The sequence below is a fragment of the Rhizobium sp. M1 genome (assembly GCF_002531805.1).
GTDB classification, from domain to species: domain Bacteria; phylum Pseudomonadota; class Alphaproteobacteria; order Rhizobiales; family Rhizobiaceae; genus Rhizobium; species Rhizobium etli_C.
On record NZ_NWSW01000008.1, the window covers coordinates 163,631 to 178,962 of the forward strand.

Consider the following 15,332-nt stretch of genomic DNA (forward strand, 5'->3'; position numbering starts at 1 on the left):
TCAGCTTGCCTCCTGGGTTTCGATCCGTGCGGCCTTGCGCGTGGCATGGAGGAAGGCTCCGATAAAGACGATCGCGAACAGAAGAACGATGGTCGGGGCCGGCGCGCTGTCGATAAAGAAGGAGAGATAGACGCCTGCAAAAGCCGTGATCACCGCGATTGCGACCGAAAAAACGAGCATCGTACTGAAGCGGCGCGTCAGCAGATAGGCGATGGAGCCTGGTGCAATCAGCAGCGAGATGGCGAGAATGATGCCGACCGACCGAAGCGCTGCCACGATCGTCAATGAAATCAGGCAGAGCAGGCCGTAGTGAAGCAGGTTCACCCTCAGTCCGACCGCTCTCGCCTGCGCCGGGTCGAACGCGTGCAGCAGCAGGTCACGCCACTTTATGGCGACGATGGCGGCCGTCAGTAGCGCAACGGCTCCCGTTTCCACGATGTCGGGAAAGCCGATGCCGAGCATGTCGCCGAAGAGGATGTGATCGAGATGCACCTCGGACTGGATTTTCACATAGAGAACCAGGCCGAACCCGAACATGCCCGAAAATACGATGCCCATCACCGTGTCCTGCTTGATGCGGCTGTTATCCTTGAGGAAACCGGTGGCAAGCGCACAGACCATCCCGGCCGCAAAGGCGCCGATCGAGAAAGGAAAGCCGGCGATATAGGCAATCACCACGCCCGGGAATACGGCATGGCTCATGGCGTCGCCCATCAGCGCCCAGCCCTTGAGCACGAGAAAGCAGGAGAGCAGCGCCGTCGGGATGGCGATCAGCACCGAGATGATCAGGGCGTTGATCATAAAATCGAACTGGAACGGCACCAGCAAGGCGGCGAGACCGTTCATGGTGATGTCTCCAGCGCTTGAGCAGCCCTGCGCCGGCTCGCCAGCATTCCGTGCTTGGGCGCCAGGAAGAAGGCGGCAAGGAAGATCAACGTCTGGAAAACGATGATGATGCCGCCGGTCGCGCCGTCGAGGAAATAGCTCACATAGGCGCCGACGAAGCTGGTCGCTGCCCCGATCGCTACGGCGATGACGAGCAGCCGCGGGAAACGATCCGTCAGCAGGTAAGCCGTCGCGCCCGGCGTCACCACCATACAGATGACGAGAAAGGCGCCGACGGTCTGGAGGGCCGCGACCGTCGAGGCCGACAGCAGCGTGAAAAACATGATCTTGAGCCGCGTTGGATTGAGCCCGATTGAACGGGCGTGGGTCTCGTCGAAGAAGACGACCATCAGGTCCTTCCATTTCACCAGCAGGACGGCGAGCGAAACGAAGCCGATGATGGCAAGCTGGAGCGTGTCCTCGGGCGTGATTGCGAGGATGTTGCCGAGCACGATCGTCTGGATGTTCACTGCAGTCGGTCTCAGCGATACCATGAACAGGCCAAGCCCGAAGAAGGAGGAGAAGATCAGGCCGATGATGGCGTCTTCCTTCAGTTTGGTGCGCTGGTTGAGGAAGAGCATCGCCGCGGCGGCAAGGCCGCCGGAGAAGAATGCGCCGATCGAGAAGGGAAGTCCGATCATATAGGCGCCGGCGACACCCGGCACGATGGAATGCGAGAGTGCGTCGCCGATCAGCGACCAGCCCTTGAGCATCAGATAACAGGAGAGGAAGGCGCAGACACCGCCGACTAGAGCCGAGACCCACATGGCGTTCAGCATGTAGTCATAGGTGAAAGGTTCGAGAATGGCGGCCATCAGCCTTGATCCCCGCTTCCGTCCGCCGGGGCAGGCGCGAGCAGTTTGCCCTCCCGCAGGACCAGCGGCCGCTCGTCGTCAGTGAGGATGCCGACGGGATATGGCTTGCCCCCGGAGCCATTCAACACGAGATGGCGAAGCACGCCGCCGAAGGTTTTCTCGAGGTTTTCCTGTGTAAAGGTCTCGTCTGTGGAGCCGTGGGCCAGTACCGTACCTTTGATCAGCACCGTGCGGTCGCAGAATTCCGGCACGCTGCCGAGATTATGCGTCGAGACCAGCATCACCCGGCCTTCGTCGCGTAGCGAGCGGAGCAATTTGACGATGGCCTCTTCGGTCTTGACGTCGACGCCGGTGAAGGGTTCGTCGAGCAGGATGACGCGACCGTCCTGCGCCAGCGCGCGAGCGAGGAAAACGCGTTTCTTCTGGCCGCCGGAAAGCTCGCCGATCTGGCGCTTGCGGAATTCGCTCATGTTGACGCGGGCGAGCGCCTTGGACACAGCGTCGTGGTCGGCCGCTTTCGGTATGCGCATCATCCCCATGTGGCCGTAGCGCCCCATCATGACGACGTCCTCGACCAGCACCGGAAAATTCCAGTCGACCTCTTCCGATTGCGGCACATAGGCGACGAGATTTTTCCGCAGCGCTTGTTCGACCGGCATGCCGAGCACCGAAATCTGGCCCCTGGCGAGGCGCACGAAGCCCATGATCGCCTTGAACAGGGTTGACTTGCCGGAACCGTTGACGCCGACAAGCGCGGTGATGGTGCCGGTGGGGGTCTGGAAGCTGGCGTCGCGCAGCGCCGTGTGGCCGTTGCGATAGGTGACCGTGGCGTCCGTCACGGCAATGCCGGCCCCCGCATCCGAAGATGCGGGGAAAACAGGGGAAACGATCGCGTTCATTGCGACAGGCCTTCGGCAAGACCCTTGACGATGGTATCGGAGGTGACGCGCAGCAGGTCGATATAGGTCGGCGTGGGGCCGTCGGCTTCGCTTAAGGAGTCGACATAGAGCACGCCGCCATAATGGGCGCCGGTTTCACGGGCGACCTGCCGGGCCGGCTTGTCCGACACCGTGCTCTCGCTGAACACGGCAGGGATCTTATTGGCCCTGACGGCATCGACGACTTTGCGGACCTGTTGCGGCGTGCCCTGCTGATCGGCATTGATCGGCCATAGATAGAGTTCCTTCAAGCCGAAGTCGCGGGCGAGATAAGAGAAGGCCCCTTCGCTCGATACAAGCCAGCGCTTATCCTCGGGGATGGTACCCAGCTTCTGGCGGATCGGCGCAACGGTCGCCTCGATCTCCTTCTTGTAGGCCTCCGCATTGGCCTTGTAGACCTCGGCATTCTCAGGATCGTATTTGACGAAGGCATCGCGGATGTTGTCGACATAAATGATCGCGTTCTTCGGCGACATCCAGGCATGCGGATTCGGTTTGCCGCTATAGGGGCCTTCGCTGATGCCCATCGGCTCGACGCCTGTGGAGACCACGACGTCGGGAACATCTTTCAGGTTCCGGAAAAATTTCTGAAACCACAGCTCGAGATTGAGGCCGTTCGACAAGAGGATCTGGGCGCCCTGCGCCCGCTGGATATCACCCGGCGTCGGCTGATAGCCGTGGATCTCGGCCCCGGGCTTGGTGATCGATTCCACGATCGCGGCATCGCCGGCAACGTTCTTTGCCATGTCGGCAATGACGGTGAAGGTGGTCACCGCTTTGAATTTCTCCTGCGCGGCGGCACCGCCGGCCATCAGGCCGAGTGCGGCAACGGCCACCATTCCGGTTATGACTCTGCGTCTTAGGCAACTAAGCATGAATATTCCCTTCTTTTGCCCCATCAACCGTTCGGCACGCACAGCGACGGCCGATAACAAGTTCACCGATGTAAATGCGACGCATTTGCAATTATTGCTGATGAGCCTCGTATCTATCTATTCTGCAATTGCGACTGAATTGCAACAAGGATTTTCGAAGAGGTCAGGCTGCCACGGTCAGGACCGGCCCCGTGGTGGATCCGCAGCCGGCCTGGGCTCGACGCCGACAGCCTCAAGGGGAAATCCCTCGAACACGCTCAGCTCAGCTTTCCCACGAGCTTGGCATAGTCCGAAAAAGTCCGCTGCTCGCCTTTTCCGGCGGCCTGCTCGGCAACCTGCAAGACACGGATAGGAAACAGGATCGCAGCGCGGTTGGCGTCCGAAAGCTCATGATCGTCGTCGTCCTCGATGGCCTTCATGGCTTTCGACAGCGCGGCATTGAGTTCCTGGCGGGTGAGCAGTTCTTTCTCGACGATCGCGTCGCATATGGACGCCATCGCCATGATCAGGCCCTTGAGCTGCAGATTGGCGGTATTCATGAGAACTCCAATGAAAGAGGCGGGCTCTAATCCGGTTCAACCGACCGGATCGTGTCGACCGAGACCGTACCCTCCAGGATGCCGCGTTTGATATCGCGCCTGTTCCGGTCGATCTCGATGACAGTATAGAGCTTGTCATCGCGGAAGGCACTGGCATTGGCCGTCGTCACATCCTCGGCGGGCGCCGCATCCACTTCCATGAAATCGAGTTCGCGCGCCGCGGCGACGATCCTGGCATCGCCAGGCGTTCTGGCGGCGACGACAACGATGCCATGGCCGGGGGCATTGTCCCATCTCGGATCGTCGGGGGCGGCGATCGGTTCCAGCCGGTAGATGTTGAGCATTTCATCGCCGGCATCGGGCGAGGCGTCCGCCGCCGCATCCTGGATCTGCGCCTGGCTTTCGACCGATTTTCCAAAGGTGGTCGGGCTGGTCGCGTTGTTGATCTCTTCCTTGCCGGTCCTCGAGACGTTCGACATGTCGCTCTCCATTGTCAGGACGGAAACGACGGCCGGCGGAGAACGGTTCCAGCCTGCGCGAAAAACGGCAAAGCCGGCTTCGTACAGGGCTTTGGGTTTATGCAGCTATTAAGTTCATTTTGAATAACAAACCATGATAAGCTCTACCGGGGATGGCCCATACCATTTTCCAAGTTGAGCACTAAATTACCAGTCTTCGAAGAGGGGGATTTTCGTGAGCAACCAAACCAGCGAATTCGCGCGTGACAACGCTGCGGTAGAGAGCCTCAATGGGCACGATCACAAAACCATGGCGTTCGATGACGCCAGCGCTCTTCTCGAGGTTCTGGTCGCGGTCAGGCGCGGTGATTTCTCCGTGCGGATGCGCTCTGATCTCACCGGCGTCACCGGCAAGATCGCCGACGCCCTCAACGACATTATTGCCGCCAACCAGCGCATGGCCCAGCAGCTCGAACATGTCGGCCAGGTCGTCGGCCGCGACGGGCGAACGAGCACACGGGTGCGCTTCGGCCTTTCCGATGGGTCCTGGTCCGAGATGGAAGGATCGATCAACGGCCTGATCGACGATCTCCTGTGGCCGACGACGGCGGTGACGCGCACGATCACCGCGGTCGCCAAGGGTGACCTGCTGCAGACCGTGCCGCTCGACGTCGACGGCCGGCCGCTCAAGGGCGAATTCTTGCGCTCGGCCGATATCGTCAACACGATGATCAAGCAGCTGAGCGTCTTCACCTCGGAGGTGACGCGCGTCGCCCGCGAGGTCGGCACCGACGGAAAACTCGGCGGCCAGGCGCAGGTGTCCGAGGTGACCGGCGTCTGGAAGGACTTGACCGAAAGCGTGAACTCGATGGCGTCGAACCTGACGGCGCAGGTGCGCAACATCGCCGAAGTGACGATCGCCGTTGCCAACGGCGACCTTTCCAAGAAGATCACCGTCGACGTGCGCGGCGAAATCCTGCAGCTGAAGGAAGCGATCAACACCATGGTCGACCAGCTGCGCTCCTTCGCTTCGGAAGTGACGCGCGTGGCCCGCGAGGTCGGCACCGAAGGCAAGCTTGGCGGCCAGGCGCTGGTGCCGGGCGTCGCCGGCACCTGGAAGGATCTGACCGATAGCGTCAATGCCATGTGCGGCAATCTGACGGCCCAGGTGCGCAACATCGCCCAGGTGACGACGGCCGTGGCGCGCGGCGACCTGTCGCGCAAGATCACCGTCGACGTCTCGGGCGAAATCCTGGAGCTCAAGGAAACCATCAACACCATGGTCGATCAGCTCAACGGCTTCGCCGGTGAGGTGACGCGCGTCGCCCGCGAGGTCGGTACCGAAGGGCGGCTCGGCGGTCAGGCGCAGGTGCCAGGCGTCGCCGGCACCTGGAAGGACCTGACCGACAACGTCAATTCGATGGCCTCGAACCTGACGGCGCAGGTGCGCAACATCGCCGAAGTCTCGACCGCCATCGCCAATGGCGACCTGTCGAAGAAGATCACTGTTTCGGTCTCGGGCGAAATCCTCGAGCTGAAGGAAACCATCAATACGATGGTCGACCAGCTGAACGCCTTTGCTTCGGAAGTGACGCGCGTCGCCCGCGAAGTCGGCACGGAAGGCCGGCTCGGCGGCCAGGCCAATGTGCGCGGCGTCGCCGGCACCTGGAAGGACCTGACCGAAAACGTCAACTCGATGGCCGGCAACCTGACGGCGCAGGTGCGCAACATCGCCGAGGTTTCGACCGCGATCGCCAATGGCGACCTGTCGAAGAAGATCACCGTCCCGGTTTCGGGCGAAATCCTGGAACTGAAGGAAACCATCAACACGATGGTCGACCAGTTGAACGGTTTTGCCGGCGAGGTGACGCGCGTCGCCCGTGAAGTCGGCACGGAAGGCCGGCTCGGCGGCCAGGCCAATGTGCGCGGTGTCGCCGGCACCTGGAAGGACCTGACCGACAGCGTCAATTCCATGGCCTCCAACTTGACCGGCCAGGTGCGTAACATCGCCGAAGTCGCGACCGCGGTCGCCCAGGGCGATCTGTCGAAGAAGATCACCGTCCCGGTTTCGGGCGAAATCCTGGAGCTGAAGGAGACCATCAATACGATGGTCGATCAGCTGAACGGTTTTGCCGGCGAGGTGACGCGCGTCGCCCGCGAGGTCGGCACCGAGGGGCGGCTCGGCGGCCAGGCCAATGTGCTCGGCGTCGCCGGCACCTGGAAGGACCTGACCGACAGCGTCAACTCGATGGCGGGCAATCTGACGGCGCAGGTGCGCAACATCGCCGAAGTCTCGACCGCCATCGCCAATGGCGACCTGTCGAAGAAGATCACAGTGTCGGTCTCGGGCGAAATCCTCGAGCTCAAGGAAACGCTGAACACCATGGTGGATCAGCTGAACCGCTTCGCATCGGAAGTGACGCGCGTCGCCCGCGAAGTCGGTACCGAAGGCAAGCTCGGCGGCCAGGCGCAGGTGCCGGGTGTCGCTGGCACCTGGAAGGATCTGACCGAAAACGTCAATTCCATGGCTTCCAACCTGACCGGCCAGGTTCGCAACATTGCCGAAGTGACGACAGCCGTGGCGCGCGGCGACCTGTCGCGCAAGATCACCGTCGACGTGAAGGGGGAAATCCTCGAACTGAAGAACACCATCAACACGATGGTCGATCAGCTCAACGCCTTCGCCGGTGAAGTCACCCGTGTGGCCCGCGAAGTCGGCACCGAAGGCAAGCTTGGCGGTCAGGCGCAGGTCTCCGGTGTGGCCGGCACCTGGAAGGATCTGACCGACAGCGTCAACTCGATGGCCGGCAACCTGACGGCACAGGTGCGCAACATCGCCGAGGTGGCGACCGCGATCGCCAATGGCGACTTGTCGCGCAAGATCACCGTCGACGTGCGCGGCGAAATCCTGCTGCTGAAGGACACGCTGAATACCATGGTCGACCAGCTGCGTTCCTTCGCCGGCGAAGTGACGCGTGTGGCCCGTGAAGTCGGCACCGATGGCCGCCTTGGCGGCCAGGCCGTCGTTCCCGGCGTCGCCGGTACGTGGAAGGACCTGACCGACAACGTCAACCTGCTCGCCGCCAATCTGACGACCCAGGTTCGAAACATCGCCGAGGTGACGACGGCCGTGGCGCGCGGCGACCTGTCGCGCAAGATCACCGTCGACGTGAAGGGTGAAATCCTCGAGCTGAAGAACACCATCAACACGATGGTGGACCAGCTGAACGCTTTCGCCGGCGAAGTGACGCGCGTTGCCCGCGAAGTCGGCACCGAGGGCAAGCTCGGCGGCCAGGCGCAGGTGCCGGGTGTTGCCGGCACCTGGAAGGACCTGACTGATACCGTCAACGTCATGGCCGCCAACCTGACCGAGCAGGTGCGCGGTATCGTCAAGGTGGTGACGGCGGTGGCGAACGGCGACTTGAAGCAGAACCTCACCGTCGCCTCCAAGGGCGAAGTCGCGGCCCTTGCCGAAACCATCAACAACATGACCAACACGCTTGCCACCTTCGCCGACCAGGTGACCACGGTGGCGCGCGAAGTGGGCGTCGAGGGCCGCCTCGGCGGCCAGGCGAACGTGCCGGGCACGGCCGGCACCTGGAAGGATCTGACGGGCAACGTCAACTTGCTCGCCGCCAACCTGACGACACAGGTGCGCGCCATCGCCGAAGTGGCGACCGCCGTCACCAAGGGTGACCTGACACGCTCGATCAAGGTCGATGCGCGCGGCGAAGTGGCCGAGCTCAAGGACAACATCAACACGATGATCGACAACCTGCGTCTCACGACCGAGCGCAACACCGAGCAGGACTGGCTGAAGACCAACCTCGCGCGCTTCACCAACATGCTGCAGGGGCAGCGCGACCTGACGCTGGTCGGCAAGATGCTGCTGTCGGAGCTGGCGCCGCTGGTCGGCGCCCATCAAGGCGTCATCTACCAGGTGGATGCCGACGAGAGCCAACCGTTCCTGTCGCTGCTGTCGGTCTATGCGCAAGGGGGCGAGGCAGCGCATCCGCCGCGGCTCGACCTCGGCCAGGGCCTCGTTGGCCAGTGCGCGAGCGATGCCCGCCGCATCCTGGTCACCGATCTGCCCGATAATGTCGTACCGATCAGCTCCGGCGTGTTCACCACCCTGCCGAGGAGCGCGATCGTGCTGCCGGTGCATTTCGAGGGGCAGGTGAAGGCAGTGATCGAGCTGGCCTCCGCCGGCGAATTCACCGAGCTGCAGCTCTCTTTCCTCGACCAGTTGACGACCTCGATCGGCATCGTTCTCAACTCGATCGAAGCGACCATGCAGACCGAAGGCCTGCTGAAGCAATCCCAGCAGCTCGCCGCCGAGCTGCAAACGCAGCAGCGCGAGCTGCAGCAGACCAACGAACAGCTCGGGCAGAAGGCGCAGCAGCTGGAGGAACGCAACGTCGAGGTCGAGGCGAAGAACCAGGAGATCGAGCAGGCGCGGCGCGCGCTGGAAGAAAAGGCGACCGAACTGGCGCTGACTTCGAAATACAAATCCGAATTCCTCGCCAACATGTCGCATGAGCTGCGCACGCCGCTGAACTCCATCCTCATCCTCGGCCAGCAGCTCGGAGAAAACCCCGACGGCAACCTGTCGGGCAAGCAGGTCGAGTTCGCAAAGACGATCCACGGCGCCGGCACCGATCTGCTCAACCTCATCAGCGATATTCTCGATCTCTCCAAGATCGAGTCCGGAACGGTCTCGGTCGATGCCGAGGAGATCTTCGTCAACAATCTGCTCGAAGTGATGGCGCGACCGTTCCGGCACGAAGCGGAAACGCGGAACCTGTCCTTCGCGGTCGAGGTCGGCGCCGACGTCACAAAGAGCATTATCACCGACTCGAAGCGGCTCCAGCAGATCCTCAAGAACCTGTTGTCGAACGCCTTCAAGTTCACCGCGCAGGGCGGCGTGACACTTCGCGTCGCATCGGCGACGAGCGGCTGGTCGTCGGATCACCCCTCGCTCCGGCACGCGCCGTCGGTGATCGCCTTTGAAGTCGTCGATACCGGCATCGGTATCCCGCCGGAAAAACAGCGTATCATCTTCGAGGCATTCCAGCAGGCGGACGCCTCGACGAGCCGCAAATATGGCGGCACCGGCCTCGGGCTGGCGATCAGCCGCGAACTGGCAAACCTGCTCGGCGGCGAGATCCAGCTGCGCAGCACGCCCGGCGTCGGCAGCACCTTCGTCCTCTACCTGCCGCTGACCTATGTCGGCGCCGGTGCGGTTGCACCCAGGCCGGTTTCGCCGCCGGCGAATGTCGTGGAATTCGCCGAGGCGGCGGCAAGCCGCCGCGCCGAGAAGCCCACCGAACATGTCGCAGACGATCGACACCGGATCGCGACGGGTGACTCGGTGCTGCTGGTCGTCGAGGACGACGCGCATTACGCCCGCGTCCTGGTCGATCTCGCCCGCGACAATGGTTTCAAGGTGCTGGTGGCGATGCGCGGCAGCGACGCGCTGACGCTCGCGCAGGATTACAAGCCATCGGCGATCTCGCTCGATATCTTCCTGCCCGATATGCTCGGCTGGACGGTGCTGAGCCAGCTCAAGCAGAACCCGCAGACGCGGCATATTCCGGTGCAGATCATCAGTCTGGACGAGGATCGGCAGCATGGGCTTACGCGCGGGGCTTTCGCCTTCATGAGCAAGCCGACGACACCGGAAGGTCTCGGCAAGGCGCTGTCGCGCCTGAAGGCCTATGCCGAGCCGCGCCGCAAGCAGTTGCTGCTCGTGGAGGACGACGAGGCGGAGCGCTTGAGCGTCACTGCGCTGCTCGGACATGACGACATCGACATCACCAGCGTCGGCTCGGGATCCGAGGCGCTTGCCGCTTTGCGGCGCAATTCCGCCGACTGCGTGGTGCTCGATCTTTCTCTTCCCGACATGTCGGGCTTCGACGTGCTGGAGCAGATACGCGACGATGCCGAGATCGGCGAGGTGCCGGTGGTCGTCTTCACCGGCAGGGAGCTCTCCGCGGAGGAGGATGCGACGCTCCACAGCATGGCCCGCAGCGTCGTGGTCAAGGGTGTGGAGTCCCCCGAGCGGCTTCTCGACGAGACGGCGTTGTTCCTGCACCGGGTGGTCGCCGATCTTCCGGCGGCAAAGCAGGCGACATTGCAGGAACTGCACAGCTCGGACGAGGATCTCGTCGGCGAGACCGTGCTGCTCGTCGATGACGACGCCCGCAACATCTTCGCCCTCAGCAGCGTGCTGGAGCGCCGCGGCATGAGGGTGCTGACGGCGACGACCGGCAGCGAAGCCATTGACGTCATCAACAACGAACCCTCCGTTGCGATCGTGCTGATGGACATCATGATGCCCGGGATGGACGGCTATGAGACGATGCAGGTCATCCGCTCGGAGCCCCGCTTCCGGCGGTTGCCGATCCTGGCGCTGACGGCCAAGGCGATGAAGGGTGACAGGGAGAAATGCCTGGAGGCGGGTGCGTCGGATTACTTGGCGAAGCCCGTCAACACCGAGCAGCTCCTGTCGGCACTGCGCATGTGGCTGCACCGCTGAGGATCCGGCCATGAACCCCGTCAACATCCTCCTCGTCGACGACCAGCCCGCGAAGCTCCTGAGCTACGAAGTCATTCTCGAAGAGCTCGAGGAAAACCTCATCAAGGCGCAATCGGCCCGCGAAGCCTTCGAGCACCTGCTGCGCACCGAAATCGCCGTGATCCTCGTGGACGTCTGCATGCCTGAACAGGACGGCTTCGAGCTCGTCAGCATGATCCGGCAGCATCCGCGCTATCAGAATACGCCGATCATCTTCGTCTCCGCCGTTATGCTGGCCGAGCCGGACCGGCTGCGCGGCTATGCGGTCGGCGCCGTCGACTACGTCTCCGTCCCGATCGTGCCCGAGGTGCTGAGGGCCAAGGTCAGGGTCTTCGCCGATCTCTACAGGAAGACGCGGGAACTCGAACGCCTGAATGCCGAGCTGGAGGCGAGGGTGCACCAGCGCACCGCCGAGCTCGAAACATCGGCGGCGCAGTTGCGTCAACTGAATGAGGAACTCGAGCACCGGATCGATCAGCGGACGCGCGAGCGCGAGGAGGCGCTGGCGCAGCTCTTCGAAGCGCAGAAGCTCGACACGATCGGCCATTTGACCGGCGGCGTGGCGCACGACTTCAACAATCTTCTCATGGCGGTGCTCGGCAGCCTCAGCCTGCTGAAGAAGCGGCTGCCGGCCGATGAACGCAGCGAACGCCTGGTGACGAACGCGATCCAGGCGGCCGAGCGCGGCACGGCGCTCACCCAGCGCCTGCTCGCCTTCGCCCGCCGGCAGGAGCTGAAGCCGCAGGCGGTCGACTTCCTCAGGCTGTTCGAAAACGTCGAGGATCTGCTCGCTAAGGCTGTGGGGCCGCGCGTCGAGATTCGAAAGCGCATCCCGGCGGATTTGGAGCCGCTGCTGGTGGACAGCAACCAGCTGGAGCTGGCGCTGCTCAACCTCTTCGTCAATGCGCGCGATGCGCTCGAAAGCGGCGGCGCGGTGACGGTCGCCGCGGCGGCGGAAGAAGCACGGCCGACCGGCCTTGCGGGCGGGAATTACATCAAGATATCGGTCTCGGACGATGGCGAGGGGATGGACGAGGCGACGGTTCTGCGTGCTGCCGAGCCATTTTTCACCACCAAGGGGATCGGCAAGGGCACCGGCCTCGGCCTGTCGATGGTGCACGGCCTGGCAGCGCAATCGGGCGGCTCGATCCAGATTTCGAGCGCGAGAGGCAAGGGCACTACCGTCTCCCTCTGGCTGCCCGTCGCCGAGAGCTTCACCAAGGCGCAGCCGGCGATCGTGCCGGCGGCCGCGGAACCCGTGAAGCCGGTGTCGCGATCGCTTGCCATTCTTGTCGTCGACGACGATGCGCTCGTCAGGACCGGAACCGTGGCGATGCTGGAGGACCTCGGACACCTGCCGCGGGAAGCGGCTTCCGCTTCCCAGGCTCTGGAATTCTTCGCCGGGGGGCAGGAGTGCGATCTCGTTATCACCGATCACGCCATGCCGGGCATGACCGGCGCAGAGCTCGCGCGTCACCTTCGTGCAGCCTTCCCCAACCTGCCCGTGATCCTCGCTTCCGGCTATGTCGAGCTTACCGAGGACCAGGGGCTCGGCCGGATGCTCAGGATGACGAAGCCGTTCACGCAAGAGCAGCTTCAGGCGGCCATGGACGAAGCGCTCCGGGACAAGGTCGCGGCGGCGTGATGGAGAAGTGAGTGACAGGCGGATCATATTTGATAGGCGGGCGGCGCGCGCGATTCTGATTAGTTCAGAAGCTGCTAGCTTTCCTCGCTTTCAAACCGCTGGCCGGCGTAGAGGATACGGATGATAACGACCTCGGTGGGCTCGACAACGAACGCTACGCTTACCCGGCGCTCAAAGCCGACTATACGCAAGCCTGGGCGAACATGATCACGGAGGCTGCCACGTTCGGGATACATCTCGAACCCACCCACGAAGGTCCTGATGCGGGCCACGTAATCGCGGGCGACGGCGGCAGACGCGGATTTCCTACGAACGAAACCATAAATACGCGCCAAATCCAGTTCCGCCTCATCGGTCAGGCGGATATGATAGTGCTTCATCAATCCTCTTCCCGATCGATCTCGTCCATGCGCGCTTCAAGGCGCCTCCAGACCTCATCGAGGGGTTTAGCTTTAGTGGGATCGGCCTTATACGCGTCATAGGTGGCCGCAACTTCCGTTCGAAGCCAATGCTCGACAGCGTTTTCGCGTTCTTGCAAAGCTCTCAGACCTTCGCGAATGACTTCGCTCTCTGAGGCGTAATCGCCGTTGGATACTCGCTGCTTAACCAGCTTCGCCATTTCCACGGGCAACGTGATGCTCATCTGCTGCGTCGAACGCATCGATTGCACTCCTATCTATCTGCATATTAATAGCACATGATGGGATGGAATCCTACTCTTTCCCAGCCAAAACAGGTGACGGCCGCAGGCTTCCCCACATCCGGCTTGCAGACGAAACTTTTTGTTCCCGCGACAGTTACCCAGATCCCGTCCATTCATCAAAGGCTCTCCCTTGACCAAAATGATGTTCGGCCCCGCATTCAGCGAAGACGGCGTTCTGTTCCGCCTCTGGGCTCCTCTGCATGAAAGCGTATCGTTGAGGATCGAAGGCGCGGATCCCCGTCCGATGCAGGCGGACGACGATGGCTGGCATCGCTGCGTGGTCGCGGAAGCCGGCGTCGGCACGCGCTACCGTTTCGTGCTGCCGGATGGTCTCGAGGTCCCCGATCCCGCCTCGCGGTTCCAGCCTGAGGATGCGCATGGCCCGAGCGAAGTGGTCGATCTTTCCACCTACCGCTGGAAAACCAGCGAATGGACCGGCCGGCCTTGGGAAGAGATGATCATTTACGAAATGCATATCGGCTGCTTCACAGCGCAGGGAACTTTCAAGGCCGCGATCGACCGGTTCGACCATCTGCAGGCACTGGGCGTGACGGCGCTGCAGATCATGCCGCTCAGTGAATTCCCGGGCCGCTATAGCTGGGGCTATGACGGCGTGCTTCCCTATGCGCCCGACAGCAGCTACGGCCGGCCGGACGATCTCATGGCGCTGGTGGACGCCGCACACGAGCGCGGCATCTCGGTCTTCCTCGACGCGGTCTATAATCACTTCGGCCCGGACGGGAACTATATCCCGTCCTACGCGCCGCTCTTTACCGATCATCACAAGACGCCCTGGGGCCACGGCGTCAATTACGATGGCGACGGGTCGGAGATGATCCGCGAATTCATCATCGAGAACGCCATCTACTGGATTAGCGAGTTCAGGCTCGATGGTTTTCGCTTCGATGCCGTCCACGCGATCAAGGACGACAGCAGGGAGCATCTTCTGCATGCGCTCGCCCGTCGTGTCAGGGCAGCGGCTGGCGACCGGCAGGTTCACCTGATCGTTGAGAACGAGGAGAACGACAGCGACCTGCTGCAGCGCGATGAGAGCGGCGCGGTGCGGCTGTTCACCGCGCAATGGAACGACGACCTGCACCATGTGCTGCATATCGCTGCGACCGGCGAGACCTTCGGCTATTATGCCGACTACGCCGGTGATGCCGATAAGCTCGGCCGCGCGCTGGCGGAAGGTTTCGTGTTTCAGGGCGAGCATATGCCCTATCGCGGTGGGAGCCGGGGCAGGCCGAGCGGCCACCTGCCGCCGACCGCCTTCGTGTCCTTCATTCAGAACCATGACCAGATCGGCAACCGGGCGCTCGGCGACCGCATCATGGCCGCGAGCCCGGCCGATGCCATCAAGGCCGTCACATCAATCTACCTGCTGGCGCCCGAGATCCCGATGCTGTTCATGGGCGAGGAATGGGGTGCCAAAGAGCCCTTTCCGTTTTTCTGCGATTTCGACGAGGATCTGAACGACAAAGTCCGCAAAGGCCGGCGCCAGGAACTGTCACGCCTGCCGGGCTTCGATGCCGACGAGCTTCTCGACCCGACGGCGCCGTCGACCTTCGCTGCCGCCAAGCTCGACTGGTCGAAACGCGCCTCCTCGGAGACCCTCAATTTCTACAGGACGCTTCTCGATCTGCGACGTCGAAGAATCATTCCCTTGCTGAAAGGGGGCGCCGGACATGCGGCTTACCGGTCGGCCGGCACTGCAGTGGCGGTGGATTGGACGTTTGCCGACAACCGGCGCCTTCACCTCACCGCCAATCTCAGTGACGAGGCCGCGACGCTCGGCCCTCAGCATGAGGACGGCGAGACGATCTTCCGTCTCGGCCGCAATGACGATGGCGATCTTGCGTCTTGGACCGTGATCTGGAGCATCAGCAAAGCGTAA

At 62.6% G+C, this 15,332-nt stretch carries 11 protein-coding genes; 3 read left to right on the plus strand and 8 right to left on the minus strand.

Annotated features, from left to right (window positions below):
- The 6 genes from CO655_RS09750 to CO655_RS09775 all read right to left on the minus strand — a co-directional run bounded on the left by CO655_RS09750 (position 1) and on the right by CO655_RS09775 (position 4,543).
- Positions 1–846: a metal ABC transporter permease gene (locus CO655_RS09750; protein ID WP_010031420.1), complete on the minus strand. Its 846-nt coding sequence runs from the start codon at positions 844–846 to the stop codon at positions 1–3.
- The gene (locus tag CO655_RS09755; RefSeq protein ID WP_097664490.1) at positions 843–1,703 is read right to left on the minus strand and encodes a metal ABC transporter permease; all 861 of its coding nucleotides are present in this window, start codon (positions 1,701–1,703) and stop codon (positions 843–845) included. Before CO655_RS09755 ends, CO655_RS09750 begins: the two co-directional genes overlap by 4 nt.
- Positions 1,700–2,599 carry a manganese/iron ABC transporter ATP-binding protein gene (locus CO655_RS09760; RefSeq protein WP_097664491.1) on the minus strand — a complete coding sequence of 300 codons (900 nt, stop codon included), beginning with the start codon at positions 2,597–2,599 and terminating at the stop codon, positions 1,700–1,702. The genes CO655_RS09755 and CO655_RS09760 overlap by 4 nt, the downstream gene beginning before the upstream one ends.
- On the minus strand, positions 2,596–3,513 hold the full coding sequence (locus tag CO655_RS09765; RefSeq protein ID WP_097607739.1) for a metal ABC transporter substrate-binding protein: 918 nt from the start codon (positions 3,511–3,513) through the stop codon (positions 2,596–2,598). The genes CO655_RS09760 and CO655_RS09765 overlap by 4 nt, the downstream gene beginning before the upstream one ends.
- 257 nt (positions 3,514–3,770) lie before the next feature.
- On the minus strand, positions 3,771–4,052 hold the full coding sequence (locus CO655_RS09770) for a hypothetical protein (RefSeq protein WP_097664492.1): 282 nt from the start codon (positions 4,050–4,052) through the stop codon (positions 3,771–3,773).
- Positions 4,053–4,078: 26 nt separating this feature from the next.
- Positions 4,079–4,543, minus strand: coding sequence for a hypothetical protein (locus CO655_RS09775; RefSeq protein ID WP_176539231.1), 465 nt, complete (start codon positions 4,541–4,543; stop codon positions 4,079–4,081).
- A 202-nt stretch (positions 4,544–4,745) separates the two neighbouring features.
- On the opposite strand from CO655_RS09775, the gene CO655_RS09780 reads away from it, so the two are divergent.
- Together CO655_RS09780 and CO655_RS09785 are read left to right on the plus strand one after the other, a co-directional pair.
- Positions 4,746–11,048, plus strand: coding sequence for a HAMP domain-containing protein (locus tag CO655_RS09780; RefSeq protein ID WP_097607736.1), 6,303 nt, complete (start codon positions 4,746–4,748; stop codon positions 11,046–11,048).
- A gap of 10 nt (positions 11,049–11,058) precedes the next feature.
- Complete coding sequence (locus CO655_RS09785) at positions 11,059–12,732, plus strand: response regulator (protein ID WP_097664495.1); 1,674 nt, start codon at positions 11,059–11,061, stop codon at positions 12,730–12,732.
- 74 nt (positions 12,733–12,806) lie between these two features.
- On the opposite strand, the gene CO655_RS09790 is transcribed toward CO655_RS09785, so the two are convergent.
- Both CO655_RS09790 and CO655_RS09795 read right to left on the minus strand, forming a co-directional pair.
- On the minus strand, positions 12,807–13,112 hold the full coding sequence (locus tag CO655_RS09790; protein WP_097664496.1) for a type II toxin-antitoxin system RelE/ParE family toxin: 306 nt from the start codon (positions 13,110–13,112) through the stop codon (positions 12,807–12,809).
- On the minus strand, positions 13,112–13,393 hold the full coding sequence (locus tag CO655_RS09795) for a type II toxin-antitoxin system ParD family antitoxin (protein WP_010028205.1): 282 nt from the start codon (positions 13,391–13,393) through the stop codon (positions 13,112–13,114). Before CO655_RS09795 ends, CO655_RS09790 begins: the two co-directional genes overlap by 1 nt.
- Before the next feature lie 181 nt (positions 13,394–13,574).
- Between CO655_RS09795 and treZ the strand changes: the two genes are divergently transcribed.
- On the plus strand, positions 13,575–15,332 hold the full coding sequence (gene treZ, locus CO655_RS09800; protein ID WP_176539232.1) for a malto-oligosyltrehalose trehalohydrolase: 1,758 nt from the start codon (positions 13,575–13,577) through the stop codon (positions 15,330–15,332).